21 protein-coding genes and 3 riboswitches are annotated in these 24,929 nt (G+C 65.0%); of the genes, 7 read left to right on the plus strand and 14 right to left on the minus strand.

All coding sequences use genetic code 11. The annotated features are described in order from the left end of the window. Positions 1-73 precede the first annotated feature (73 nt). From AC1DN9_RS07920 to AC1DN9_RS07940, 5 genes are all read right to left on the minus strand, one after another. Entirely contained in the window at positions 74-532 is a 459-nt protein-coding gene (locus AC1DN9_RS07920; RefSeq protein ID WP_478098910.1) for a hypothetical protein, read from the minus strand. 38 nt (positions 533-570) lie between these two features. Continuing rightward, positions 571-1,056: a YiaA/YiaB family inner membrane protein gene (locus tag AC1DN9_RS07925; RefSeq protein ID WP_478098911.1), complete on the minus strand. Its 486-nt coding sequence runs from the start codon at positions 1,054-1,056 to the stop codon at positions 571-573. 103 nt (positions 1,057-1,159) lie between these two features. Then, a complete protein-coding gene (locus AC1DN9_RS07930; RefSeq protein WP_478098913.1) occupies positions 1,160-1,822 on the minus strand; it encodes a phosphatase PAP2 family protein in 663 nt (220 codons plus the stop codon). A 10-nt stretch (positions 1,823-1,832) separates the two neighbouring features. After that, complete coding sequence (locus tag AC1DN9_RS07935) at positions 1,833-3,785, minus strand: MFS transporter (protein WP_478098915.1); 1,953 nt, start codon at positions 3,783-3,785, stop codon at positions 1,833-1,835. 25 nt (positions 3,786-3,810) lie between these two features. After that, entirely contained in the window at positions 3,811-4,653 is an 843-nt protein-coding gene (locus AC1DN9_RS07940) for a hypothetical protein (RefSeq protein ID WP_478098916.1), read from the minus strand. A gap of 123 nt (positions 4,654-4,776) precedes the next feature. Between AC1DN9_RS07940 and AC1DN9_RS07945 the strand changes: the two genes are divergently transcribed. The 3 genes from AC1DN9_RS07945 to AC1DN9_RS07955 all read left to right on the plus strand — a co-directional run bounded on the left by AC1DN9_RS07945 (position 4,777) and on the right by AC1DN9_RS07955 (position 8,730). Continuing rightward, entirely contained in the window at positions 4,777-5,511 is a 735-nt protein-coding gene (locus tag AC1DN9_RS07945; protein ID WP_478098917.1) for a helix-turn-helix domain-containing protein, read from the plus strand. Positions 5,512-5,648: 137 nt separating this feature from the next. Further along, positions 5,649-5,755: riboswitch (glycine riboswitch) on the plus strand. A 55-nt stretch (positions 5,756-5,810) separates the two neighbouring features. Then, positions 5,811-7,082: an FAD-dependent oxidoreductase gene (locus AC1DN9_RS07950; RefSeq protein WP_478098919.1), complete on the plus strand. Its 1,272-nt coding sequence runs from the start codon at positions 5,811-5,813 to the stop codon at positions 7,080-7,082. Between the two features lie 26 nt (positions 7,083-7,108). Beyond that, positions 7,109-7,209, plus strand: a riboswitch (glycine riboswitch). Between the two features lie 4 nt (positions 7,210-7,213). After that, a riboswitch (glycine riboswitch) is annotated at positions 7,214-7,319 on the plus strand. Between the two features lie 88 nt (positions 7,320-7,407). Next, entirely contained in the window at positions 7,408-8,730 is a 1,323-nt protein-coding gene (locus tag AC1DN9_RS07955; RefSeq protein WP_478098921.1) for a D-amino acid dehydrogenase, read from the plus strand. On the opposite strand, the gene AC1DN9_RS07960 is transcribed toward AC1DN9_RS07955, so the two are convergent. The 5 genes from AC1DN9_RS07960 to AC1DN9_RS07980 form a co-directional block, all read right to left on the minus strand. Then, a complete protein-coding gene (locus AC1DN9_RS07960) occupies positions 8,691-9,959 on the minus strand; it encodes an FIST signal transduction protein (RefSeq protein WP_478098922.1) in 1,269 nt (422 codons plus the stop codon). The genes AC1DN9_RS07955 and AC1DN9_RS07960 overlap by 40 nt on opposite strands. Before the next feature lie 43 nt (positions 9,960-10,002). Continuing rightward, positions 10,003-10,770, minus strand: a complete 768-nt coding sequence (locus AC1DN9_RS07965) for a PhaM family polyhydroxyalkanoate granule multifunctional regulatory protein (protein ID WP_478098924.1) — start codon at positions 10,768-10,770, stop codon at positions 10,003-10,005. A gap of 65 nt (positions 10,771-10,835) precedes the next feature. Beyond that, complete coding sequence (locus AC1DN9_RS07970) at positions 10,836-11,735, minus strand: copper chaperone PCu(A)C domain-containing protein (protein ID WP_478098926.1); 900 nt, start codon at positions 11,733-11,735, stop codon at positions 10,836-10,838. 25 nt (positions 11,736-11,760) lie between these two features. Next, positions 11,761-14,076, minus strand: coding sequence for a TonB-dependent receptor (locus tag AC1DN9_RS07975; protein ID WP_478098928.1), 2,316 nt, complete (start codon positions 14,074-14,076; stop codon positions 11,761-11,763). A 101-nt stretch (positions 14,077-14,177) separates the two neighbouring features. Beyond that, positions 14,178-14,534: a DUF2946 family protein gene (locus AC1DN9_RS07980; RefSeq protein WP_478098930.1), complete on the minus strand. Its 357-nt coding sequence runs from the start codon at positions 14,532-14,534 to the stop codon at positions 14,178-14,180. Positions 14,535-14,611: 77 nt separating this feature from the next. Between AC1DN9_RS07980 and AC1DN9_RS07985 the strand changes: the two genes are divergently transcribed. Continuing rightward, positions 14,612-15,022, plus strand: a complete 411-nt coding sequence (locus AC1DN9_RS07985; RefSeq protein WP_478098932.1) for a VOC family protein — start codon at positions 14,612-14,614, stop codon at positions 15,020-15,022. Next, positions 15,019-16,212 carry a toxin-antitoxin system YwqK family antitoxin gene (locus tag AC1DN9_RS07990; protein WP_478098934.1) on the plus strand — a complete coding sequence of 398 codons (1,194 nt, stop codon included), beginning with the start codon at positions 15,019-15,021 and terminating at the stop codon, positions 16,210-16,212. The genes AC1DN9_RS07985 and AC1DN9_RS07990 overlap by 4 nt, the downstream gene beginning before the upstream one ends. A 6-nt stretch (positions 16,213-16,218) precedes the next feature. Here the strand turns inward: AC1DN9_RS07990 and AC1DN9_RS07995 are convergent, their stop codons facing one another. Genes AC1DN9_RS07995 through AC1DN9_RS08005 form a run of 3 tightly spaced genes read right to left on the minus strand, consistent with a single transcriptional unit; the run spans position 16,219 to position 19,187 of the window. Then, positions 16,219-17,193: a Bug family tripartite tricarboxylate transporter substrate binding protein gene (locus AC1DN9_RS07995; RefSeq protein WP_478098936.1), complete on the minus strand. Its 975-nt coding sequence runs from the start codon at positions 17,191-17,193 to the stop codon at positions 16,219-16,221. 39 nt (positions 17,194-17,232) lie between these two features. Further along, the gene (locus AC1DN9_RS08000) at positions 17,233-17,445 is read right to left on the minus strand and encodes a hypothetical protein (protein WP_478098938.1); all 213 of its coding nucleotides are present in this window, start codon (positions 17,443-17,445) and stop codon (positions 17,233-17,235) included. Then, on the minus strand, positions 17,442-19,187 hold the full coding sequence (locus tag AC1DN9_RS08005; protein ID WP_478098940.1) for an FAD-dependent monooxygenase: 1,746 nt from the start codon (positions 19,185-19,187) through the stop codon (positions 17,442-17,444). The genes AC1DN9_RS08000 and AC1DN9_RS08005 overlap by 4 nt, the downstream gene beginning before the upstream one ends. Before the next feature lie 74 nt (positions 19,188-19,261). Here AC1DN9_RS08005 and AC1DN9_RS08010 point away from each other — a divergent pair, with 74 nt between their 5' ends. Then, on the plus strand, positions 19,262-20,038 hold the full coding sequence (locus AC1DN9_RS08010) for a LuxR C-terminal-related transcriptional regulator (protein ID WP_478098942.1): 777 nt from the start codon (positions 19,262-19,264) through the stop codon (positions 20,036-20,038). Between the two features lie 18 nt (positions 20,039-20,056). Here AC1DN9_RS08010 and AC1DN9_RS08015 read toward each other — a convergent pair whose 3' ends face one another. Further along, complete coding sequence (locus AC1DN9_RS08015; RefSeq protein WP_478098944.1) at positions 20,057-23,479, minus strand: DEAD/DEAH box helicase family protein; 3,423 nt, start codon at positions 23,477-23,479, stop codon at positions 20,057-20,059. Between the two features lie 240 nt (positions 23,480-23,719). Between AC1DN9_RS08015 and fic the strand changes: the two genes are divergently transcribed. Next, positions 23,720-24,898: a protein adenylyltransferase Fic gene (gene fic / locus AC1DN9_RS08020; RefSeq protein ID WP_478099166.1), complete on the plus strand. Its 1,179-nt coding sequence runs from the start codon at positions 23,720-23,722 to the stop codon at positions 24,896-24,898. Positions 24,899-24,929 lie beyond the last annotated feature (31 nt).

Below are 24,929 nucleotides of genomic sequence, written 5' to 3' on the forward strand. Positions count from 1 at the left end.
AGGATGCGCCGAGTGACCGAAACGCGGGCCTGGTATTCGCGCTCATACGGCCCGAAATTGGTGGGGGTCCGCCTCATGACAACTTCTCGTTGTAAAGCAGCGCGCGGCCGAGCGCGTTGGGCACGAAAGCCAGCACCTCACCCGCCGCCGAGAGCACGACACCGCTGCCGATCACGCTGACGGTGATGGTGCTTCCGATCGCGACCGCGGAGCCATTGGCGGCGCGGCCCAGCACTTTCACGGTGGCTCTCGCACCGTCCGATGCGCGCTCCAGGAGGTAGACGGTGCCGTCGACCGACGCCTCGACCGCAACCACCGTCAGCGTTGCGCCGGCCACCGACAGCGCAGCCGGTACCGCCACTGCGGCACTCGCCGCGGCCCCGGCGACCGAGGCGGTGCCCACGACCGAGGCGACCGGCAACATCGACAAGGCGGCAGACGCTTCGCTCTGCGCATGCGCCGATAAAGGGATGGCCACGTTGGCGAAGGCCGCACCGAGCGCAAAGAGCATCGTGATGAAGTACTGCTTCATGATGGGTCTCCTGGACATGTGGAGGACAGGTTGGCGGCTCATTCGGCCGCCGCAATCTCGGAGCGGGCCTCGCGACGGCCCCGGATGCGCGCATCGGCAAGGTCGGCCTCGTGACGATCGCGCAGCGTCTTGGCGAGCGTGAAGGCGGAACTGATCAGGAACAGCCAGCTCACGCCGAGAAACGCCTTGTAGGTTTCGCTGACCTCCATCCGCAGGAGGCCCCAGCCGGTCAGCCCCATCGCAGTGAAGAAGCCGCCCCAGACGACCAGCTTCCACATCGGCGTTTCGCCGGCGGCCCGCACGCCGCCGCGCTGGTTGTCGCGCAACGACTTGGCCAGCACGAAGGCGGCCGAGAGGCAGAACACGTAACCCATCACCATGAATGCGCGATCGAGCGCTTGCCCGGGCAGCCAGCCCAGGCCGGTCGCACAAAGGAAGACGGCGAGCCCGAACGACACCCAGACCTGGAGCTGCCAGGCACGCGTATCGCGTTGGATGGAAACATTCGAAGAGGTGGTCTGCATGGAAGCCTCGTGGCGAAGTGAAAGTGCGCGGATGATGGTTCGCACCTGAACCTCGCGGAACAAGTTAACGAACCAGTGGCGACTTCCAGCGCTTCCGGTATCGCTACTCGATACTGGCCTGCGGCTTTGACCGGCGCGCGAGCAGATCGTCGCGCGTGTAGATCCGGTCGGTTCGGGCGAGGCGCATCGCAATCACCTCGAGCACGTCCTGCGCGGGTGCCGGTGTGCCGGGATGCAGGAACGCCAGCGGCGTGACCAGGCTGAGCACCACGAGCGTCCAGCTCAACCGCGGGTGCGGCAGTCGGTGCTGCCACAAGAGAAAAGCGCCGCTGACCGCCATGCCGAGCGCGAAGCCGGCCGCCACTTCCGATTTGGAATGCGCGTACAGCGCCAGCCGCGACGCTCCGATGAACACGGCAAACACCAACCCGAACGACGCAGCGGCGACTCTGACACGATGCGCCTGCTGCGAGGCGGCCAGCCAGCATGCGACCGGCCACACGCTGGCCGAGAGCGCCGTGTGCCCGCTGAAGCCGGTGAAGTTGATCTTGGCAATGCCGATGCCCCAGCCCAGGAACGCGATCTTGGACAAAGCGATCACGCAGCACCCGAAGCCGAACAGAAGCGCCCAGCGCCAGGCCGACGGCCGGGTTGTATCACGGACGCCGAGCCATACCGCAATCCACAGTGCCACAGGCAGCAGAAAGCCACTGTCACCGAACCAGGTGACAGTGGCCCAGAACCAATGGGGGAAGGGCAGCGGCATCAGGCGGGCATCATGCGCTCAGGAGTCCGCTCACGCGCCGCTGCAAGACTTCGGGTTGGACATCGGCCTGGCGCATCGCGTCGCCCACGTTGAGCCCCACGCGGCTGAATGCGCCGCGCCGGAACGGCCGAACCATGGCGACGTTTTCCCCGTCCCGCACTTCGACGCGGCTGAAATACGACCCCCAGAGATTGGTCAGCGCCATGGGAATCACGGGCACGTCGATACCTTCGGCATGCGCGGCCTCCAGGATCTTCATCACGCCGCCCTTGAAGGGCTGCAGCTTGCCGTCGCGGGTGATCGCGCCTTCGGGAAAGATGGCGAGCAGATCGCCCTCGCGCAGCACCTGCACCGCCTGTGCGAATGCGTCCTCGTAGGCGACGGGGTCTTCCTTCTGCGGCGCAATGGGAATGGCCTTGGCCAGCCGGAACAGCCAGCCCAGCACGGGTACGCGGAAGATGCGGTGATCCATGATGAAGCGGATCGGACGCGGGCTCGCCGCCATGAGCAGCACCGCATCGATGAAGCTCACATGATTGCAGACCAGCACCGCCGCACCCTGGGCAGGAATGTGTTCATCGCCCTTGACGTCGAAGCGGTAGACGAAGCGCGAAAGCACCCAGGCCACGAAGCGCAGCAGGTACTCGGGCATCAGCATGAAGATGTAGAACGCGACGATCGCGTTGGCGATGCCGGTGAAGAGGAAGATCTGCGGGATCGTGAAGCCCGCCTTCAGCAGTGCGCCCGCGATGATTGAGCTGGCGATCATGAACAGCGCATTGAGGATGTTGTTGGCCGCAATGATCCGCGCCCGGTGCGTGGGCTGGCTGCGCAACTGGATCAGCGCATACATCGGCACGCTGTAGAGCCCCGCGAACAGCGACAGAAGCCCGAGGTCGGCCATCACGCGCCAGTGCGCCCTCTCGCGCAGGAAGCCGCCCAGCCCTAGATCGCCAAGCGCAGGCAGCGCGCGCGACGCGAAGTACAGGTCGATCGCGAACACGCTCATGCCGATCGCGCCCAACGGAACCAGGCCGATCTCCACCTGGCGACGACTCAGCGTCTCGCACAGGAGCGACCCGATGCCGATGCCGACGGAAAAGACCACCAGCAGCAGCGAGGCCACTTGCTCGTCACCGTGCAGCACCTCCTTGGCGAAGCTCGGAAACTGGCTCAGGAAGATGGCGCCGAAGAACCACATCCACGAAATACCCAGCAGCGAACGGAAAACCACGATGTTGCCGTGCGCAAGCTTGAGATTGCGCCAGGTCTCGCTCACAGGATTCCAGTTGATCCGAAGCCCCGGATCGGTGGCAGGCGCGCGCGGAATCGCCTGCGCCACCCCACGCCCGGCCAGCGCAAGCAGCACGCAGGCCAGGGCCACCGAGGTGTGGCCGATATGCGGTACAGCGACCAGGAGGCCGCCGGCGACCTGGCCGAGCAGGATGGCGACGAAGGTGCCCATCTCGACCATGCCGTTGCCGCCCGTGAGCTCGCGCGCGTCCAGCACCTGCGGCAGATAAGCGAACTTGACCGGCCCGAACAAGGTGGAATGCAGTCCCATCAGGAAGACGCAGCCAAGCAGCACCGCGGCGTCCGCCCGCATGAAACCCCATGCCGCGATCAGCATGATCGCGATCTCGAGGTTCTTGACGAAGCGGATCATCTTCGTCTTGTCATATTTGTCCGTGAGCTGCCCGGCCGTGGCCGAGAAGAGCAGGAACGGCAGGATGAACAGCGCCCCGATCGCGAGCCCCGCCATGGCCGGCGGCATCCAGCTGAGCTGCAGCTGGTAGGTCACCATGACCGTGAAGGCGAACTTGAAGAGGTTGTCGTTTGCCGCGCCGGCGAACTGCGTCCAGAAGAACGGCGCAAAGCGCCGCTGGCCCAGAAGCGCGAACTGGTTGGCGTGCGCATGCGTATCAGGCATGGGGGAGGATGATGCGTTGGCAGTTGTGGTCATTCGCAAAGCCTGGCTGGCGGGTTCCTCAAGCCGTCACTGCGGCTGCGCCCGGATTGTGCCGCAGGGTCTGACGACCCATTGCCTGGAGCCCGTGCAACACCGGCAGCGCCGCCAATGCAGCGGTCAAATGCTTGAGACTATGACCCGATATCAGGTCCTGCGTGACGTCATAGATGGCCTGATCCGACACCTCGAACAACTTGGCCATGGCGTAGAAGAAGATCACCCAGCCCAACTTCAGCCCGATGGCGCCGTTCAACGGCTTTGCCAGCGAGAGGATCACGATCAGCGCCATGCCACCGAACTGCACCAGCGCCCAGGGCAGCGCATTCCCGGTCCTGTGGCAGACGGCCGCCGCCAGCAGGCCGCCGACCATCGTGAACCATGCGGCCGGCCATCCGGCGCGTGCGCTGACTCGCTCGCAGACCACCAGGCCGACCAGGCCCGAAAAAGCCACCGCCATGCCTGCACGGTCGGCTGCCAGGCGCATGCCATCGGACTGCAGGTGATAGAAGGCGGACCCGGCAGCGGTCAGGATCAGGCCGGCAAAGAACACCCAGGCGCAATCGAGCGCATTCACGGGAAGGTGAGCGCCCGCTTGGGGCAGCGGTGAGGCGTCGAGCGCGTCTTCGTGCGCGCGATCGAGCCAATGCAGCCAGCGCAGGCCCCAGATGCCGATCGCGACGAAGGGCAGGTTGCTCAACACATCCATCGCATTTGGCAGGCCGTGCCAGGCATGGCGATCGGCGAACGGCGCCCCGGCGAGGCCAGAGGCCGGAAGGACCGGCCCGGCGATTGCGGCCAAAAGGAGCAGCGCGAACAGCGAAACGAGGCAACGTTCACGGTTGGAGAAGGACGACAGTGGCATGACGGACTCCGATGAATAGCTCGATGGGCGCAATCTAGGTTGCCGACCCCCTCCCTGGCATCGAGAATCGATACGGAGCACTTTTTCACCACCCCCGGTATCAGCCGGCAATACCACCACCTCATGAGCACCACTGTCGATCTGGTCGTCGCCCTCAAGAACGAACTCAAGAACGCCCACATGACTTACGCGGATCTCGCCAAGTCGCTGGACATGGCCGAATCCAGCGTGAAGCGGATGCTCGCCAAGGGCGACATGCCGCTGACGCGGGTCGACGCGATCTGCCGGGCGCTCAAGATCGATTTCGCGGAACTCGCCCGCCGCGTGGCGGACGCCCAGCCCTTGCTCAAGGAACTGACGCTCGAGCAAGAAAAAGCTGTCGTCAGGGACAAGAAGTTGTTGCTGCTCGCCATCTGCGTGCTGAGCCAATGGACGCTGGAGCAGATCGTCGCCGCCTACCGCATCACCGAGGCCGAATGCATCGGCTACCTGGCGCAACTCGACCGCATCGGCATCATCGAGTTGCGTCCGCTGAACCGCTACCGCCTGAAGCTCGCCAAGACCTTCCGATGGCGCCCGCACGGCCCGGTGATGGATTTCTTTCGCGAGAACGTCGTGCTCGACTACTACCGCGGCGGCTTCGACGGCCCGGCCGAAGGCCTCCTGTTGGTGCATGGATCGATCAGCAAATCGCTGGCGCCTGCCTTCCTGGACCGCCTGCAGCGCGTTGCACAGGACTTCGCCCAGCAGCACCAGACCGACCAGAAGCTGTCGCCCAAGGAGCGGGAGGGCTACACCCTGCTCCTGGGCATGCGCAACTGGGAGTTCGAATTGTTCACGCGTCTGCGCAGGGCCTGAAACACACAGAAACCGGTTTCCTCTATAAAATTCGCCCCGCAGAAAAGCGGACGCATTCGTCGTCCCACCGTTGGCGCAAACTCCCATGAACGCTCAGGTGAACCGCAACAGCGGTTCGGTGACTGCCTCACATTGATCAATCGCCGACTGGAGAGACGCCACGCGACGTGGTGCACCGACGGAGCAAATCCGCTGCATGGCGCAGCGAATGAAACTCTCAGGTAAAGGAGACAGAGGGAGCGGCAGTCTGAACCCCGGGTCTCGGCGCTTTGCACAGTAAGCACCAACACCCGCCGTTCATGCCATCCCAAAAGGATTCGGACATGCGCGTGGTTGTGCTCGGCGCCGGTTTGCTCGGTGTAACGACGGCCTATTACCTTCAGCAACTCGGTCACGAGGTGATCGTGGTGGACCGCCACGCGACCCCCGCCGCCAAGGCCCGGGGCCGGGCCGAACCCAGCGAATCTGCGATTGCGCTGCAACGCTCCGAAGCGTATTCGGCCTATGCGCGACGAACAGAAGGCGGCTGGTCCCGCCTGCGCGCAAAGGTGCGTCATCGCATCGCCAAGCTGCTCGACCGAGCCATTGGCGAACCGGCGAAACGCGACCCGCTTGAGCACATGGTGCGTCTCGCCGCCTACAGCCGCGAGAGCGCACGTGCGCTGCGTGACGAGGCCGGCATGTCGCAACGGCCGCGCTCGAACGGGCTCATGAACTTCTTCACCGACGCCCAAGCCTTCCATGGGCGCATGGCCCGCGCACCCCACTGGTCCGAACTCGGCTGCGAGGAACGTCTGCTCTCCGCCGAAGAGGCCACGGGCCTGGAGCCTGCATTGCATGCCGTCGGCAGCAAGCTCGCCGGAGCGACTTTCTCGCTCGAGGACCCGGCACGCGATCCCGCCCAGTTCGCGGCAAGCATCGTCTTTCTTTGCCGCGCGGCCGGTGTGCGCTTCATGATGAAGCACACCGTGGTCTCGCTGAAGACGCGTGACGGCCGCATCAGTCATGTCGACCTGCTGGATGCACAAGGACAACCCACCACCGTGCGCGCGCAGTCCTATGTTCTCGCCCTGGGCGCATCGAGCGTTCCGCATGCGGAAGACCTTGGCATCGACATGCCGCTGAATTTCGTTCGCGAGTACATCGCCACGATGCCGGTCAGGGACGCCGCGCACGCACCGCACATCGCGCTGCACGACCGACAGGGCAAGCTTCGAATCGCACGCGTCGAGAACGCCAACGGTGTCTATCTCCGGGTTTCTTCCACCGTGCGCGTGAGCCATGACGAGCAGAGCGAGCCAGACTCGGACCGCTTCGAAGCGATCCTCAGGCGCATCGAGGCGCTGTTTCCCGGCATGACTGACACCGCGCAGGCTTCGTTCGAAACCGCCATGCACGCGGTGAGCCGCAATCGGCTGCCAATGGTCGGCAAGACGCGAGTCCCCAACCTGTTCCTCAATACCGCCCCGGGCACGGCGACATGGACGCACGCCTGCGGCGCGAGCAAATCGATCGCCCGTATCGTCAGTGGCTTGCGGCCCGAACTCGACTTCGCCTTCAGAGGGCTGTAGCCAGCCGGGCGCGGCGCCCCTACAATCGCCGCACTGCAGGAGAGCGGGCCGCTTGGCGGCCCCACCGAAGGCGCAAACTCCCATAAACGCTCAGGTCGGCTCGCACAAACGAGCCTGTACTGCACCAACTGTCAGAGCCGTCTGGAGAGCCATCACACCACGTGATGCACCGAAGGAGCAAACCTGTTGCGGGCGCAACGGGTGAATCTCTCAGGTACCGAGGACAGGGGGAGCGGCAACTTGGACGCACGGTCCGGTTGCTTTTCTTTTTCACAGCATCCGTTTCCGTTCGAGCCAAGCGCTGCAACCTTCGAGGGTTCTTGAAATGCGCGTGATCGTTCTTGGCGCCGGCTTGCTCGGCGTGACTTCGGCTTACTTCCTCCAGCAACTCGGCCATGAAGTGACCGTGATCGACCGGCAGGCCACACCTGCTGCCGAAACCAGCTTCGCCAACGGCGGCCAGATATCGGTGAGCCATGCCGAGCCCTGGGCCAATCCGAGCGCGCCGCTGAAGGTGCTGCAATGGCTCGGCAAGGAGGACGCTCCCCTGCTCTTCCGCCTCCGCGCCGACATGCGGCAGTGGCTCTGGGGACTGCAGTTCCTGCGCGAATGCACGCCGGCGCGCACCCGCCACAACATCGAGCAGATCGTTCGCCTGGGCACCTACAGCCGCGAAACGCTGCAGCAACTGCGCCGCGACACCGGTATCGCCTACGACCAGCGGACCCAGGGCATCCTGCACTTCTATACGACGCAGAAGGAATTCGACGCCGCTCTGGCGCCAGCCGAACAGATGCGCGCATTGGGCTGCGATCGCCGCGTCATCTCGGCAGATGAAGCAGTGAAACTTGAGCCCGCGCTGGCGCACGTCCGCCCGCAACTGGCCGGCGCCACCTACACCGCCGAAGACGAATCGGGCGATGCGAACCACTTCGCGCGCGAACTCGCGGCGCTGGCCAAGGCCGCAGGTGTTCGCTTCCTGATGAGCCACACCGTGACCGCTCTTCGTGAGGCCGGCGGAACGATCGACCATGTGGAAGCGACCGATAGCGAGGGCCGGTTCCAGCGCATCCGGGGCGATGCCTTCGTGCTGGCCATGGGCTCCCTGAGCCCGCTGCTTGCCGCGCCGCTGGGCATCCGCCTGCCGATCTACCCGGCCAAAGGCTATTCGGTCACGATGCCGGTCGTGGACGCGCCCAAGGCCTACCAGGTGTCGTTGACCGATGACGAATTCAAGCTCGTCTTCTCGCGCTACACCTCCGAAACCGGCGATCGGATGCGCATTGCAGGCACGGCGGAGTTCAACGGCTACGACCGCGACCTGAACCGCGTGCGCTGCGAAGCCATCGTGCGACGGGTCGAACAATTGTTTCCGGGTGCCGCCGACGCCACGCAAGCTCAGTTCTGGACCGGGCTGCGCCCAGCGACGCCGAGCAACGTGCCCCTGATCGGCGCGACGAAACTGCCGAACCTGTTCCTCAACACCGGCCACGGCACGCTGGGCTGGACCCATGCCTGCGGCTCGGGCAAGTCGATCGCACGCATCGTCAGCGGTCTCGCGCCCGAGGTGGATTTCAGCTTCACCGGCGCGCGCGCAGAAACGAAGCCTCAGTCGTCGCTGGTGAAGACCGTCAAGACGCCGGTGTAGCCATACAGGTGGTGCCGCGCAATCTCGCCGGCGGCGAAGAAGCCGACCAGCGGCACATCGCCCAGCGCGTGTCGCACGATCTGCAACTCGGCGCCCGGCGCGCCGAAGTGCGGGCCGCCGCGGCCTGAGCAACTCACGTAGACGGCACCGGCGATGCGGCGGGCCGGATGCGGCGCCGCTTCGGCCTCGCCGGCCGCCACTGCGCGCGCGGTGGCCAAGGTTTGCTCCTCGGGCTCCAGTTCCTCCCGGATTTCGGCGCACACACGCATGAGGTCGGAGCGCGCGGCCTGCGCGTTGCGCCGGCAGAAGCTCAAGCGCATGCCGACTTCGGCCACGTCGGCAATCGCCACGCCGCGACGCGTCGGGTCGAGGCCAATGATGTGCCGCACCCGGACATCGGCACCCAGGTCGCGCGTACGACGGACGCCGTCGCTGCCGGCCTCGGCCAGCCCCACCAGCGTGGCACGCACCGCGTCCACCGCATGCTCGGGCGCGTCGAGGGATACGTTCAGATCGTCCAGCAGCACATCGAGTGCAGGCTCGCCATCGAGCGTCAGCAGCAGGTTGCCATCGACCTCGGTGATTTCACGCTCCTCCGACACGGGTTGGCAGCCCTGCGTGACGCGCGACACCAGACGCACGCCTTCGCCGAACACCACGCCCGACAAGCCCCCCGAGAAAACGCCGCCCACGGCGCCATGTCCCGGGATGTTGCCGTTGCCGCCGACCGCGAACTGCAAGGAGCCGGCGCGCCCGGACGAGAGACCGCCGAACAGGTAGCCGGTGTCGGTGCGATCGGCCATCTCGGCGATCAGTTCGCCGAGTTCCGGCGTGCGCGGGTCCGCATGCACGAGCGCCGTGTTCGCCGCGAAGCCGCTCATCTCCGAATTGGCCAGAGGCGCCACGCCGGAGAACACGCGGTATTGATCGCTCGGCAATTCGCAGAGCATCAGGCTGAGTGCCGGCTCGTCGAAATACTCGGCGTTGTTGGCCGCCACGCCGACGCCCACGGTGCCGGACCAGTCGGTGATCTCGGGCAGTTCGGCGCTCAGATGGTCGAGGATTTCCTGCGCGTCGGCAGAGTAGTGGTCGGTGATGTAGAGCAGGCCCAGCGTGGGCGTGTGTGCGTAGTCGGGCAACGCCATTTGCGCCCGCAGTTGAGCGAGCACGAGTCCGGCAGCCATGCGCCATTGCGGATGGGTGGCGTGGCCGGAAGGAAAGAGCTTCATGCGCTCGGCTTTCTGTGCGGGAAGGGGACGACGGTTGTCAGTGTCAGCGCGCCCGCTTGCGCGCCGAAGTCGACGACTTGCCGGCCGCGACGGCGCTTCGGCCGGCGGCTGGCCTCTTCTTGGTTGCGACAGGGGCAGGTTTGCGCACTGCCTTGCCGGATACCGGCGCCATCGCCCGGTCCATGGCATCGGACAGCGGTTGGGGCACGGCCGGCATCTTCAGCTGGGATGCTTCCTGCAAGGCAGAGCTGGCAATCTGCTGGAATTGCTGCGTGAGCGCGCCCCACCACTGAAGAGGGTCCACAACGCCTGCCGCATCATCCGACGGGCCGTCAGCCTTGGCCTTTGCGCGCTTCGACTTGGCGGCGGCCGCATCGGCTTCCTCGGAATCTGCCTTGTCTGCCGCTTTCGGCTCCGGCTCGGCCACCGGTGCGGGGGCCTGTGCCGGCGCCTCGTCGCGGAATGCGGGCGTCGCCGCGGCGGCCTGCCGCGTGAAGACGCTCGCCAGATCTTCCATCTGCACATTCATGCCGCGCAGCGTCGACAGCGTCATCTTCTGCACTTCGAGCGCCTGGATGGTCGCCTTGAGGGCGTGACCGTTCTGTTCGAGCCAGAACTGCACCGTCTTGAGCTCCTGGATGCGCTTGTCGACTTCCTCGACGCTGAGCGTCGGCGCCACCCAGCTGGAAAGGCTCGGCATACCCGGAACCGCACTGGCGCCGGCCGAAGCGCTTCCGCTCGCCAGGTTCCTCAGGAAGTCGAAGCCGGGAACGAACTGACTGAAGGCGAAAGGCTTGCTTGCGTCGCTCATGAGGGTCTCCGGAAGAGTATTGTTGTCCGGGCAGCTTACTCCAAGGACGCGGGCTTTTGGGCGGGTCAATGCTTGTGTTCGCCGCCCGCGGGTACCGCGGCGCCGGTGAGCACGGGCACGTTGATATTCAACGAAGTCTTCTGTCCCTTGGCATCTTCGAAGCGCAGCGTCATCGGCACATTGGTTCCGCTCGGCAAGGGCTGCTTCAGGTCGGTCAGCATCACGTGAAAGCCACCCGGCTTGAGCTCGACGGTCTGCCGCGCCGGCAACTCGACGCCACCCTCGACGGGGCGCATGCGCATGGTGTCGCCTTCCATCTTCATCTCGTGGACTTCCGCCACGCCGGCCACCGGCGTCGAGGCGCCGACCAGCCGCGCGCCCGACGGCGCACTGAGCTTCATGAAAGCACCAGTGCCGCTCTGGCCCGGCACCGATGCGCGGATCCAGGCATCGCGCACGTCGACCGCTGCCACGCCGGGCGCCAGCACGTCGAGCCGGGCGGCGGGACTCTCGAGACCCTTGGTGTCGTTGCCACTGGCCGGAATCTGCGCCCAGTCGGCGCTGCCGTTGTCGCAGGTCTGCAGCACCTTGAACCACAGGACGCCGGGCGTGGCCGGAAGCTTGCCGCGCACCACGAAGTCGGCCCGCTCGCTGGCGGGAAGTGCCGACTGCGGGTTCTCCGCCGTCCAGCGCACTTCACCGCCGTTGTCGCCGGCCGACGGCGCTTCGAGCTTCCAGCCCTTGCGCGCCTGTGCATCGGTGAATGCGAAGCCCTTGGGCAGCCGTACGGCGATGCCGGTCGTGCTCTTCGCATCCTTGCAGGCGTGGCCGACGCGAAATGCGGCTTCGTAGTTGGTGCCTGCTGTACCGCCGCCGGGTGGCAGGGTCACATGGGCCAGGGCGCTGCCGGCGCCCGTCAGCAGGATGCAGGCGGCGAGATGCTTGTAGGTGAGAGTGGGGTTCATGGCAGATCCTTCGTGAAGTGTGGAGTCAAAGATCCCAGTGCAGTTCAGCGGTGTACGTGCGCTGGGGGTACGGATGGAAATTCCAGTATTGGTAGTTGTTGGCGTTGTCGATGCCGAAGGCCATCGACCATTGCTTGTCGATCTGATAGCGAACCCGCAGATCGAGTGTGATGTACCTGCTTGCGCCGAAATAGGCGAAGCCGTTGACGTCGCTGTTGTCCAGGTTGGAGTACTGAGTGCCGCTGTAGCGGACCGCAGCGGTATAGGACCAGTTGGCGTCCGGCTTGTAGGTGGCGAACACCGTCGAGCGCCACCGCGGCACGCGCGGCTGCCACTTTCCGATGCTGGCCGGATTGGCCGGGTTTTCGGCGATCTTGGAGTTGGCGTAGGTGAGGCTCGCACCGAGTTCCAGTCCGCGCACGAACACGTCCTGGCCCGAGTAGGCGAGCTCCAGGCCGGTGGTGCGCACCTGCTTGACGTTCTGCACGCGCGAGACCGCCGGGTTCGTGCCCGGAATCACCTGGGTGAAGAGCGCATCGTCCGTGATCTCATGGAAGAGAGTCGCACGCGCCAGCGCATTGCCGAGGTCCTTTTCTGCGGACAGCTCTTCGGTCCACGACTTCTCGGGCTTGAGGAAAGGGTCGTTGATGAAGGACAGCGCGCCGCCGGTGGTGGCACCGTAGAGTTCGCCGACCGTGGGATAGCGCACCGCGCGACCCACCGACCCCTTCAGCACGGTGTCGTCGCTCCATTGGTAGGCCAGTGCGCCCTTGGGAGAAGCGTCCGTCTCGTTGCGCGATGGGTAGGCCAGCTTGCTGGTCGCGGTCGATGTGAATCCATTGTCCGCCTGCCAGTTCTCCACGCGCAGCCCGAGGACGGTCTTCCACCGCGGCGCGAAGGCCCAGCTGTCCTGCGCCCAGCCGGCCACGGTCTTCGTGTTGCCGCCGACGTTGCTGACCAGGGTTCCGGAGGGGCCATCGAGCCAGCTGCCGATGACATTGGTCTTGAGAATGCCGAGCTTGTAGGCATCGCGCTCGAGGCCGAAGTCGACGATGTGTGCGCCACCGATCCCCTGTGGCCGCCACGTTCCCTTGGCCGCGAGCGTGTTCCAGCCCGTGGCCCCGCCCTGGTCCTGCAAGGTTCCGGCGCCGCCGAAGTTCGCGAGAGGTGGCGCCACCGTCGGCGCGCGCTGCTGGTCCTTCGAATAGTCGTACAGGCTGGCAGCGACCTCCCAGTCCCATTCGCCCTTGGTGTTGCTCTTGACCGAGAGGCCTTGCATGTAGTGGGTCTGGTCGTCGTTGGTCAGCGGAAAGGCGGTGGGCGCGAGATTGAAGCTGCGCCCCAGGATGTTGATCAGCCCGCTGTAGACCGGCTGGCCGGCGGCATTGCTCAGGTAGGTCGCGGGGCGGCCTTCCGAAGTGTTCTGCCACCAGCCGAGCGTGTAGGTCGCGGTTACCGTGGGCGAGAAGTCGTAGGCCAGCTTGAGCTTGGCGTGATCCTGGATCGTGTGGTACTGCGTGCCGGTGCCCAGGATGTACCAGGGCGTGTTCGTGGTGTTCAGCCCCAGCACGTAGCCTGTGACCGGCGTCCCTGCGCGCCCGGGCGTGCCCGATGCCACCGTGGCGGTGGTGAAGGTGAGCGGCTGGCTTTCGCTGTCGCCGCGGCTGACGTCGATCCACCACGACCAGTCGCCGCTGCGGCTGCCCAGCGACGCGCTGCCCTGCCAGCTGTTGAAGGTCTGGTGGGTGTTGTACAGGCTGTTGGGCTGCGACTGGAAGCCCGTGCTGACGTGGGCCTCGAGTTGCGACGGCATTCGCGTCACATAGTCCACCACGGCGCCGGCGGAATTGCCCGGATAGGCCGCGGAGAACGGCCCGTACATCACATCCACCCGCTCGATCTCCTCGGGCGTGACCAGGCCCCAGCGAGGCGCGAAGTTGGTGCCGTTGGCGATGCCGTTGCCGAGATAGTTCGACAGCAGGATGTCGTCGGCATAGACCGCCGAGCGCGCGCTGTTGCCGGTGCCGGAGGCGCGCGTCGAGAGGATCGCGTGGTTGTAGTCGCCGATGTAGCGCTTGCGCACGAGCAGGCTGGGGAAGTACTTCAACGCGTCCTCGCTGTCGGTGGCGTTGATACGCGTCTTTATCTCCTCGCCGGTGATGCCCTCGATGGTGGTCGGGATCTGGGTCGGCAATGACGTCGGCTGGCCGCCGGTGACGGTCACCACCCCCAGCGACTTGACGCGTTCGGGCGCATCGTCGGCGGCCTGCGCGAGCGCCGGCCCCGAAAACCATGGGAATGCCGTACTCAAGGCGAGCGACAGCATTGCTTTGTTGTTCATCGAAAAGTGCTCCTCGGCGCCGTCCGTGGCGCCGACGAATTGCGGAAAGCCGGCGCGGGCGCACCCGAAATGGCGCCACGCGCGGCAAGGCCGGAATTACGTCAGAGGAGGCTTGGAGGTCCGCGCGCCGGCAGCGGCGCGGCGGTGGCCACGGCGATGCGTGCGGCCGGTATCGGCTGGACGGCATGGCCCAGCGGCTGGATCGAAGGCAGGGCGACGATCGGCGTCGGCGGCGGCGCGCCGACCAAGAGGCAGAGCGGGCAGTCCATGTGGGCGCCGCCCATCTCCTGGAGGCCGTCGTCGGTTTGCACGACCACCTTGACCGCACCGGCGCTGGAGCAGAGGAGCTCCATGGCCTGGGGATGAACCACCGGAGATGCAATCGCCACGCCCAGCGACAACACGAACCACATCAGCACGAAGCTGATCAGGCGGTGGGCGCGGCGCAGTGGAGACATCGGCAGGGATTATCAATCACCCCCTCGCCATCCGCCCCCGGCTTGTGGACAATGAACGATTCGACACAGAAAGTCACATGTCCATCTTCCACCTCGCCTTCCACGTCCGCGACCTCGACGAGGCGCGGCGCTTCTACGGCGGCGCGCTCGGCTGCGCCGAAGGCCGGAGCACCGACACCTGGGTGGACTTCGACTTCTTCGGTCACCAGATCTCGCTGCATCTTGGCGAACCCTTCGCCACCTCCCGCACCGGACGCGTGGGCGACGTCATGGTGCCGATGCCGCACTTCGGCATCGTCCTCGAACTGCCCGCATGGCGCGCGCTGGCAGACCGGCTGGAAGCCGCGGGTACGGACTTCGTGCTGAAGCCCCAGGTCCGCTTCGAAGGCCAGCCCGGCGAGCAATGGACGATGTTCTTCTGCGACCCCTTCGGCAATCCGATCGAGGCCAAGGGCTTCCGATCGCTGGACACCGTCTACGACACATGAGCCTGCGCTCTGCTCCGGTTGCCGCGTCGACCTCGTTGCGGGTCGCGGGACTGGTGGCGGCCTTGTTCTTCCTCGGCCCCCGCGCCGCCTATGCGGTGCAGGACTGCGAGATCAACGGCATCGGCGTGAATCCGGCCGACGGCAACAGCACGTCCGGCAAGACGGGCTTGATGCGCTGCAAGGACCGAGACAGCCACGAATTGGTCCGCGAACAGGAGATCCAGGGCGGCACCTTCATGGGCCGCGTACGCACCTACGAGCACGGCAAGCTCGCAAAGGAATACGCCGTGAACGCCGCCGGCAACATGGACGGCCGTGCCCGGGAGTTCTCGCCGAACGGCCAGGTGGTGCGCGACGCGATCTACGACGACGGCCACGAAACGGGACTGGTACGCAGCTTCTACCCTTCCGGTCAGATGCGCCGCGTCACCTACTTCGCGGACGCCGCGGGCGAGCGCGCATCGGTCGAGTTCACGGAGCGTGGCCAACTCTCCGCCTTGCGCTGCGGCGACAAGCCGGTGCTCGCGCCCGCTGCGGACGACGCGCGGCTGTGCGGCTTCGGAAAGGGACCGTCGCGCGTCGATCTGTTCGACAGCAAGGGAATCCTGCGCTCGCGGGTGTCGTACCTGTCCGGCAAACGGGTCCTCAGCGAGGACTTCTATGACAACGGCAAGCCCTCGGCGACGGACGAATTCCTGCCCAACCAGCGCATCGAGCGGCGTTTTTCATCCGAAGGCATCAAGCGCCGCGAGGTGATCTCGTTGCTGAGCGAGCGCGGGCCGGTCAAGCAGCGCGAACAGGAGTTTTCAGAGAAGGGCGCGCTGGTTCGCGACCAACGGTGGAACCCGGCCGGCGATCCGATGAGCGATGAAAGCTTCTACCTGAACGGCCAGCCGCGCAGCAAGGCGGTGTACGGCGCGGAGGGCGATGCACGCCTGATCGACATCACCGAATTCCACGACAACGGACAGCGCGCCGCCCACGGGCGCTTCACGGCGATCGACCGCTTCCGGCAGATCCCCATCGGCACCCATCGGCGTTTCAGCGAGAACGGCACGCTCATCGCCGAATCGGTCTACGACGACAAGGGCCGCGTCACCCGCGAACGGGTGTGGGACACCAGCGGCAAACTCGAACGCGACGACGAGGTGTTCGAGGACGGCTCGCGCAAGGCCTTCGTCAAGCCTTGACCGATCTCAATCGAGCTTGATGCCGGCGGCCTTGATGATGGGCCCCCAGCGTTGCGATTCCGCGCGCGACAGCGCCGCGAACTGCTGAGGCGTGCCGGGCATCGCCTCCATGCCGAAGTCGTTGAAACGCTTCTGCACGGCGGGTACGCTGAAGGCGCGATTGAGATCGCCGTTGAGCCGCGTGACGACCGACGGCGGCAAGCCTGCGGGGCCGAGCACGCCCTGGAACGCGAAGACCTCCGCATTGGGTACGCCGACTTCGGCCAGCGTCGGCACGTCGGGCAGCAGCTTCGAGCGAGCGCCGGAACCGATGGCCAGCACGCGCACCTTCTTGCCCTGCATGATCGAGAGCCCCGAGGCGAGATCGAGGAACATGCACGGCACCTGTCCGCCCATCACATCGGCCATGGCCGGCGCCGCGCCGCGATACGGGATGTGCGTGATGAAGGTGCCGGTGCGGTTCTTGAACAACTCCATCGCCAGATGATGCGGCGAGCCGTTGCCCGGCGATGCGTAGTTGACCTTGCCCGGATTGGCCTTGACGTAGGCGAGGAAGGCCTTGAAGTCCTGCGCCGGGAAATCCGGATGCACCACGAGCGCCAATGGGAACTTGCCGATCGCGCCGATGTACGTGAAGTCCTTGGTCGGATTGAAGGGCAGTTTGGTGAAGAGATGCTCGTTGAAGGCCAGCACGGCGTTGTCGGCCGACAGGATGGTGTAGCCGTCAGGCTTGGCCTTGGCGACCAGATCCGCGCCGATGTTGGTCGAGGCGCCGGGACGGTTGTCGATGACGATCTGCTGGCCCAGCGTCTGGCGCATCGCCTCGGCGAGCGTGCGCGCGATCACATCCGTTCCGCCGCCGGCGGGATACGGCACCACCCACTTGATCAGCTGATCGGGAAAGGCTTGAGCGCGCGCCCATGGTGCGGCTGTGGCCGCTGCGCCGGCGGCGAGGGTGGTGAGCAGGGTTCTGCGATCCATCAAATAGTCTCCAGGTTTTTATGAGCGTTGACGTGAAATTCAAGTCGGCCCCGCGGACAGCGAGGGCACGGGCAGGTCGTCCAGCGCCTGCGCCAGCGCGGCCCGACAACGCGCCTCGTCGCCGACCTGCTCGAACAGCAGCAGCGCGAGCCGCGCGAGGAAGAGCGATTCTCGCTCGGGGCCAGCCTCGCTGATGGCGCGAGCACATTCGGCATAGACGCGATCGCGTGCGTCGAGGGTCAAGACAGTCATGCGTGCTCCGTTTTCAGAAGGGCGGATGCTCGTGCCAGCGCACGCTGAAGCGCGCCCGACGGCACGCGGCGCCATCGCGCGGCCACATGGCCATCCGGGCGCAAGAGATAGACGGCGCCCTCGTTCGCACCCAGTGCCGCGAACACCGACTCGTCCGTGCTTCCCGGCGGAAGTTCGCAAGTCACCACCGGCAGCGGGCCCGCCTGCGCCGCGGCGATGTCGGCTGCGAATGTGGCATCCACGGGCACCATGTTCAGCACCAGCACCGTGAACGTCGGCCTCAGCCAGTCGGTGAGATGAAGGTCCAGCGCCAGCGGCTGGTCGGGCATCACGTCGCCGGGCCGCGGGCCGGGCATCGATGCGTCGTCATCGCTCGACAACGCCGAATCCTTGTATTGCACCGCCTGCGTCTGACGCGGATTGATCAGGTTGGCGATCTCGCGGTGGGCACCGGACAACGACAGCGCAGCCTCCCGCAGCAGATCGAAACCCCGTGTGGGCGGCGACATGAACTCGGTGCTGCGCATCGCGCTCTCGGCGTTGATGCGGAAGGCCGCGATGCGTTCCTGCGAATAGCTGTCTAGCAGCGACACGCCGGACACGCCGCGCGCAACCAACGCCAGCTTCCAGGCCAGGTTGTCGGCATCGTCGAAGCCCGAATTCAAACCGCGCACGCCGAAGATCGGCATCGCGTGCGCGGCATTGCCGGCGAAGAGCACGCGGCCGTGCCGGTAGCTGTCCAGCGTCATCGCGCCGGCGCGGTAGACCGAAGTCCAGACCGTCTTCCACGGCAGGTGGCCTTCGCCGATGGCGTCGAGATGGCGCTGCACGAAATCCTGCACCGCGGCCGGCTGAAGCGCTTCTTCGGTGCTCTGGCCCGCGCGCAACTGGTAGTCGATGCGCCAGATGTCGTCGGGCTGTTTATGCATCAGCACGGTCGAACCCGGGTTCCACGGCGGATCGAACCACGCGCGCCGTTCGGTCGGATGGTCACTGTGCAGTTCGATGTCGATGATCACGTAGCGGCCTTCATAGGCCGTGCCTTCGAGGTTGAGGCCGAGCGACTTCCGCACGAAGCTCTGGCCGCCGTCGCACCCGACCAGCCACTGCGCCCGCAGTGCATAGGCGCCCAGCGGATTGCGCGCCTCCAGCGTGAGGCCGTCGGCGTCCTCGGTGAAGCCGGTGAGTTCGCTGCCCCAGCGGATGTCGATGACTCCGGGCGTCGATTCATTGCGGCGGACGATCTCGTCCAGCAGGTACTGCTCGATGTAGTACTGCTCGAGATTGATCATCGGCGGCAGCTTCTGCTTCGCGTCGTGCGGCATCTCGAAGCGGAACACCTCGTCGGTCTTGTAGAAGCTGCGGCCGCCGGTCCAGGGCAGGCCCTTCGCCATGAAGGCCGGAAGCGCGCCGAGGCGTTCGACGATCTCCAGGCTCCGGCGCGAAATGCAAGCCGCGCGGCTGCCGACGCAAACGGTGTCGTCGGCCTCCAGGATCACGCTGCGCATCCCATGGTTCGCCAAACCGAGCGCGAGCGACATGCCGACCGGGCCGCCGCCGGCAATCACCACAGAATGGGGACCGGGTTCTTGCCCGTCCACAAGCGACGGAAGACGCGGCTCGTGGCGCGTGTAGTGGAAGGCGCCAACCGACGGCGGCAGATCCGAGGCCACCGGAGGCAGCGGGCCGGTCGCAGCGTCGCCTGCAAGCGCGGAGGGATGGGACACGACAGCAATGGTCATGCGGAGGGATTGTCCCGATGCATCGGGGTGGTCGTTGTCGTAACTTCGTACGAAGTGCAAACCCTCGATATCTCATGAAACGCTGGCCTGTCCGCGGTGGCGATCAGCCCATCGCGGCGTCGATCGTGAGCAATGTGCTCGCTGGCGTGGGCACCTCGCACCTGGCGGCGAGCTACCTGACGGCGATGCATGTCGTGCTACCCGTGACCTTCTGCACCGTGTTCGCGGTGGACTCCACAGGCCGAATCGAAACCGTCTCGGCCGCGAGCACCTATGGCAGCACCGCCGAACGCACGGCCGAGCGCTACGTGGCGCAACGTTTCGACCTTCTCGATCCCAACATGGCATGGCTTGCCGCCCGCAAGCTGCCGAAGCGTGCGCAGTTGTGGCTGGGACACCAGCACGCCGATGAAGTGGCCGACCCGGCCTACCGCGCGGCCTGTTACGGAGATGTCGGCATCCGCGAGCGGGCGTCGGTGCTGCTTCTCCTGCCATCCGGGCAGCGTGCCGCGGTCAGCTTTTACCGAAGCCTCGCGCAGCCTGATTTCGGCCAGGCCGATTTCGACTTGCTGGAGGCGCACGCAATGCTGCTGGCCGATGCGACGGCGGCGCACGGTCGCAGCGCCGTGGTGGCGAGGGACACTGCGGAGCCGACCCTGGCCTCGCGCCTGCTCGGCCTGAGCCTGCGCGAGCGTGAGGTGATCGGCCATCTGCTCGCCGGCAAGACGGCGAAGGAAGCGGCGCGAGAAATCGGTATCGAGCTCACAACGGCTCGAACGCATCAGTACCGGGCTTTTCGGCGGTTGGGGATAGGAACTTTGAAGGATTTGCTGCGCGGGACTGCCATTTGAATTCGTGCCAGCGATTGCTCAACCAGTCTTGAGCTCGAGATCACTCAACGCTGTGAAGAGCAACTCCACCACCTTTGGCGCAAACACGCCATCCGGACCCTGAGCGTGAATGTCAGTAAACGGTGATTCGTATAACCTCCCGGGCGGCATTGCCCCATGCTCGGTCAAGTGATTGATCAGCTCGTCGACGAATTGAATCTGGCTTGCCGTCGCGGTCGTGCCCGCCAGGAGATGCCCGAATGCCTGCTTTGCCGCCTCACGGTCGAGCCCCACTAGCGAACGCACAAATGCAGGCAGGCTCTTGTGCAACTCGCGAGCGCGCGCGATATCGCCGTCCGAGCCTCCGGCTTCGTGAAGCAGCGCTTCGAGTTCACCCAGGTCCGCCGGCGTGAGTTGCAGGTTGCGACGCAACTTGTGCAACGCCAACCGGTCTTCGTGGGCACGCAGAAACACACGCGCCTTCTGACGGAAGCGCTCGAAATCTCCCCCACTAGCGCCAATGGCCAATGGCACTTCGGCCGCTTCTCCAAGCTCGTCGATAAAGTCCGTGTAGACCACCCTGCGGCGCTTCTTCTCCAACAGCTTGACCAATGTGCGAAGTTTGCGGCGCGCCTGCTCCAGCATCGGCAGCGTCACGTCCTGCCACCACTCGTCGCCAGCGATCGCCTCGATCAACATCAACTGTTCGCGCACTGCCGGAATATTCGGAAGCTCCAGCAACGCATCGGCGATCTGACAGACCTGAGCCTTCAAACGCTCGAAGCCCGGCTCGGCGCGCAAGCTGGCCAACTGTGTGCGAAGCATCAGCATGTCGAAGCGCTTGGCGTCCTCGTCGTCGTCGCGCACGGAACTCGGCAAGCCCGACAGATGCTCGGACACCTCGCCCAATTGCTCCATCGTCGGTCGCTCCCAAGCCCCGGGCTGAGCCCAAGCCTCGACCCAACGTCGTTGAGGCCGCACAACGAAGTTCTCAAGACTCATACCGGCCACGAACGTGTGCAGCAGCGCCGCCGTATCCTGCCGAATGCGCTCATCGGTCAACACGATGTTGCCGCCGTCGCCATCGCCTGCACGCCGACCATTGGCGCTTGAACGCCTGTCCAGTTCGCCCAGCAGTTCCACGCGCGCCTTGAACAGCCGCTGCCCCAGTGACTCAGCCAGCACACCATCAGTGCCCTCAAGGTTCTGGCTGAAGAATTCGAGGTTCTGGCAGAAGTCGAAGATCAAAAAGTCCCGCTTGTCCTGCTCTGGCCCATACAAGTCCTTGCACAGACGCGTGCCGCGTCCAACCATTTGCCAGAACTTGGCTTTCGAACGCACGATCTTGAAGAAAACCAGGTTCACCACCTCGGGGATATCGATGCCCGTGTCGAGCATGTCGACCGAGACGGCGATGTGCGGCGCCTTGTCCTTCTGCGAGAAATCGTCGATCAGGCTCTGCGCATACTCCGTTTTGAACGTGATGATGCGAGCGTGCGCGCCCCTGAACTGCGGGTAGTTCGCATCGAAGCGCGCCGCGATGAACTCCGCGTGGTCGTTATTCTTGGCAAAGATGATCGTCTTGCCGATGCGGTCGCCGCCCGCCACCTTGTGACCACGCGTCATCAGCAACTCGAGAACCTTGTCGACGGTGTCGGTATTGAACAACCACGCGTTCACCGCTTCGGCGCTCACCTCGTCAGGCGCTTCAGCGCCGTCCTCGTCCCACTCCAATGCGTCCCACTGGTCTCTTTCTTCCTCGCTGAGGTCGTCGTAGCGAATGCCCTGGCGCTGGAACTTGAGCGGCACCGACACCGCCCTGGGCGGCACCAGAAACCCCTCGGCGATGGCGTCGTCCAACCCATAGGCATCCGTGGGTACGCCGCTTTCCAGATCGAAAAGGCTGTAGGTGTTGCGGTCGATCTCGTCCTTGGGCGTCGCTGTAACGCCAACCAGCAGTGCGTCGAAATACGAAAAGATCGCGCGGTATTTCTGGTAGATCGAGCGGTGCGCCTCATCGACCACGATCAAGTCGAAATGACCCACGCCGAAACGGCGCGCGCCTTCGCCGCCGCCGTTGATCAAACCCATCATGGTCGGGTAGGTGGACGCATAGACGCGCCCCTCGGTCGTCTTCTCCGTCACCAGATTGACCGGCGAAGCATCGGGCAAATGCGCCTTGAAGGCGCCGACGGCCTGATTGACCAGCGCCACCCGATCGGCCAGAAACAGCACCCGCTTGCACCAGTTGCTACGCATCAGCAAATCGACCAGCGCAATGACCGTACGCGTCTTGCCCGCACCCGTCGCCATCACGACGAGCGCCTTGCGATGGAGATCCTTCTCGAAGGTTTCGCCGATACGCCGGATCGCCCGATGCTGATAGTGGCGCTCGACGATCGCGCCGTCGATCGTGGCCTGCGCGAGCGGCTTGCGGCTCGTGCGGCGCTGGACCATCAGTTGAAGCTCGTCCTTCTTGTGGAACCCCTGCACGGGCCGCGGCGGATACATCGCGTCGTCCCATAGCCAATGCTCGTACCCGTTGGTGCCATACATCACCGGTCGCTGGCCGAACTGCGCTTCGAGGCAATCGGCGTAGAGCCTGGCCTGCTGCTCGCCCTCCTTCGCGCCGCGACGCGTGCGCTTGGCTTCCACGATGGCGAGCGGCTTGCCGTCGTCACCCCAAAGCACGTAATCGATAAAACCACGTCCTTGCTGGTTGGGCATGCCGGTCACTTCGTACTCGCGGTCGCGCGTGTCTGTCAGTGCCCAGCCGGCCTCCTTGAGCAGCAGATCGATGAACAAGTCGCGTGTGGCGGCCTCGTTGTAGTCATGCGTGTCGGTCGGTGTGGCGTTGGCGGCCTTGGCTGCCGCCACCTCGGCTCGCAGCGCGGCCAACTCGGCATCCAGGGTGGCGCTTCGCTGCTCGGCCTCGCGAAGCGCGGCATCGCGTTCTGCCAGTATCTCGGCCTGCTTTTGCAATGCGGCCTGGCTGGCGGCGGCGTCAGGAGATGCCGGCTTGGGCAGCAGGTCGGCCCGAAATTGCAACGCCGGCTCGGGCCTTCCGGCCGCGTTCCTCGCGTAGTGCCGCGCGAGCCAGAACGCCACATGAAACAGCTCTCGCAGTGCGGAGGTCGAATCCTGCGCTGGCACCGGCCGGGCGCTGTGCACGGCTTGGTTGCCGAGCTTGCGGATCACGTCCATCTTGGCGTGCAGGGCCGGCCCGACCAGCTGCTGGAAGCTGGGTTCAAACAGGCATGCCGCCAAATCGGTCTTGTACGGCGTGCGGAGGGTGCCGCCCTGACCACCTTCTGCCCGGAAGAGCCACGCCACGGTCAGTTCGAGCGTTCGGCGCGCATAGAAGCAGGCCGTGCGCGGGTCGACCAGCGTGGCGCGTTCGGCGCGCAGGGCCTCGGCGTGCAGGTCGGGCCATTCGGTCTGGAGGAACGAAAAGTTGGTCATTAACCCGTGGCTAAAGAGCTTTTCCTGAAGACTTGGTTTTATAAGTCATTGTTTTTAAAGGATTTTTTCTTCTCTAAAACCTAGCTAAAACCCTGGCGCACAAGGATGAGTCATAGCCCCGCCGGGGGCATTGTCGATGAAAGGCCAAATTTGCGACACGTTCGCCACTTGTGTCGCTGCCGGCGACATGACCGCAAAACGTGTCGATGAAATCGAAAAACATCGACACGTTTGATTGACGTGTCGATGGCAGCGACATATCCTCAAAACATGTCGTCAAAACCAGATTTTTCGAACATGACAGCGCCCCACTCCTCGTGGCGTCCTGATCGCCCCTATGCCGATCTACCGCCCTTGCCACCCAGAACGGAGCTGGAAAGCAAGACCGTGCTCAAGCAGTGCATCACCGCGCGCGCCGCGCTGGCGGAACTCAAACAGGCCACGGAGCTGATCCCCAACCCCACCGTCCTGATCAACACCATCCCCCTGCTGGAAGCCAAGGACAGTTCGGAGATCGAGAACATCGTCACCACGACCGACCAACTCTTCCGTCATGCGGACGGTCACGACAGCCAGGCAGACCCTGCTACCAAGGAAGCGTTGCGCTACCGGAGCGCGCTGTACCAAGGCTTTCATTCACTGGCCAAGCGCCCCCTCTGCACCACGACCGCCGTCGAAATCTGCACCGCCATCAAAGGTGTCGAGATGGACATTCGCCGCACGCCGGGGACGCAGCTTGTCAGCGACCGCAACGGGGAAAGCATCTACACCCCGCCCGAAGGCGAAGCATCGCTGCGCAGCCTGCTCGCGAACTGGGAACGCTTCATCCATGAAGAGCGAGACCTGGACCCGTTGATCCGCATGGCCGTGAGTCACTACCAATTCGAGGCGATCCACCCCTTCACGGATGGCAACGGCCGCACCGGCCGTGTCCTCAACATCCTGGTGCTCATTCAGGAAGAACTGCTCAAGCTGCCCGTGCTGTACCTGAGCCGCTACATCATTGCCAACAAAGCTGATTACTACCGCCTGCTACAGGACGTCACGCGCACGCAAGCCTGGGAGGAATGGGTCCTCTACATGCTGCGCGCCGTGGAGGAAACCGCCCGCTGGACCACGCAAAAAATAGCCGCGATTCGCAACCTCACCGAGCACACCACCGACTACGTGCGCCAGAAGCTGCCCAAGATCTACAGCCGGGAGTTGATCGAAACTATCTTCGAGCAGCCCTATTGCCGCATTGGCAACCTGGTCGACAAACAGGTGGCCCAACGGCAATCCGCATCGCGTTACCTGAAGGAACTGGTCGGCGTGGGCGTGCTGGGCGAAGTTCAGGCGGGGAAAGAAAAGCTCTTCATTCACCCGAAACTCATGCAGTTGCTGATGCGGGATGGGAATGAGTTTGCACGCTATGGGTAGCACCTGCGGCGAACTCGTAGCGCCCCCCCGG

Source organism: Variovorax sp. 05L425, assembly GCF_056397705.1.

Coding starts and splice junctions, on each gene's coding strand:
- AC1DN9_RS07920 (WP_478098910.1), bottom strand. CDS start 532: ATGAAGCAGTACTTCATCACGATGCTCTTTGCGCTCGGTGCGGCCTTC.
- AC1DN9_RS07925 (WP_478098911.1), bottom strand. CDS start 1,056: ATGCAGACCACCTCTTCGAATGTTTCCATCCAACGCGATACGCGTGCC.
- AC1DN9_RS07930 (WP_478098913.1), bottom strand. CDS start 1,822: ATGCCGCTGCCCTTCCCCCATTGGTTCTGGGCCACTGTCACCTGGTTC.
- AC1DN9_RS07935 (WP_478098915.1), bottom strand. CDS start 3,785: ATGACCACAACTGCCAACGCATCATCCTCCCCCATGCCTGATACGCAT.
- AC1DN9_RS07940 (WP_478098916.1), bottom strand. CDS start 4,653: ATGCCACTGTCGTCCTTCTCCAACCGTGAACGTTGCCTCGTTTCGCTG.
- AC1DN9_RS07945 (WP_478098917.1), top strand. CDS start 4,777: ATGAGCACCACTGTCGATCTGGTCGTCGCCCTCAAGAACGAACTCAAG.
- AC1DN9_RS07950 (WP_478098919.1), top strand. CDS start 5,811: ATGCCATCCCAAAAGGATTCGGACATGCGCGTGGTTGTGCTCGGCGCC.
- AC1DN9_RS07955 (WP_478098921.1), top strand. CDS start 7,408: ATGCGCGTGATCGTTCTTGGCGCCGGCTTGCTCGGCGTGACTTCGGCT.
- AC1DN9_RS07960 (WP_478098922.1), bottom strand. CDS start 9,959: ATGAAGCTCTTTCCTTCCGGCCACGCCACCCATCCGCAATGGCGCATG.
- AC1DN9_RS07965 (WP_478098924.1), bottom strand. CDS start 10,770: ATGAGCGACGCAAGCAAGCCTTTCGCCTTCAGTCAGTTCGTTCCCGGC.
- AC1DN9_RS07970 (WP_478098926.1), bottom strand. CDS start 11,735: ATGAACCCCACTCTCACCTACAAGCATCTCGCCGCCTGCATCCTGCTG.
- AC1DN9_RS07975 (WP_478098928.1), bottom strand. CDS start 14,076: ATGAACAACAAAGCAATGCTGTCGCTCGCCTTGAGTACGGCATTCCCA.
- AC1DN9_RS07980 (WP_478098930.1), bottom strand. CDS start 14,534: ATGTCTCCACTGCGCCGCGCCCACCGCCTGATCAGCTTCGTGCTGATG.
- AC1DN9_RS07985 (WP_478098932.1), top strand. CDS start 14,612: ATGTCCATCTTCCACCTCGCCTTCCACGTCCGCGACCTCGACGAGGCG.
- AC1DN9_RS07990 (WP_478098934.1), top strand. CDS start 15,019: ATGAGCCTGCGCTCTGCTCCGGTTGCCGCGTCGACCTCGTTGCGGGTC.
- AC1DN9_RS07995 (WP_478098936.1), bottom strand. CDS start 17,193: ATGGATCGCAGAACCCTGCTCACCACCCTCGCCGCCGGCGCAGCGGCC.
- AC1DN9_RS08000 (WP_478098938.1), bottom strand. CDS start 17,445: ATGACTGTCTTGACCCTCGACGCACGCGATCGCGTCTATGCCGAATGT.
- AC1DN9_RS08005 (WP_478098940.1), bottom strand. CDS start 19,187: ATGACCATTGCTGTCGTGTCCCATCCCTCCGCGCTTGCAGGCGACGCT.
- AC1DN9_RS08010 (WP_478098942.1), top strand. CDS start 19,262: ATGAAACGCTGGCCTGTCCGCGGTGGCGATCAGCCCATCGCGGCGTCG.
- AC1DN9_RS08015 (WP_478098944.1), bottom strand. CDS start 23,479: ATGACCAACTTTTCGTTCCTCCAGACCGAATGGCCCGACCTGCACGCC.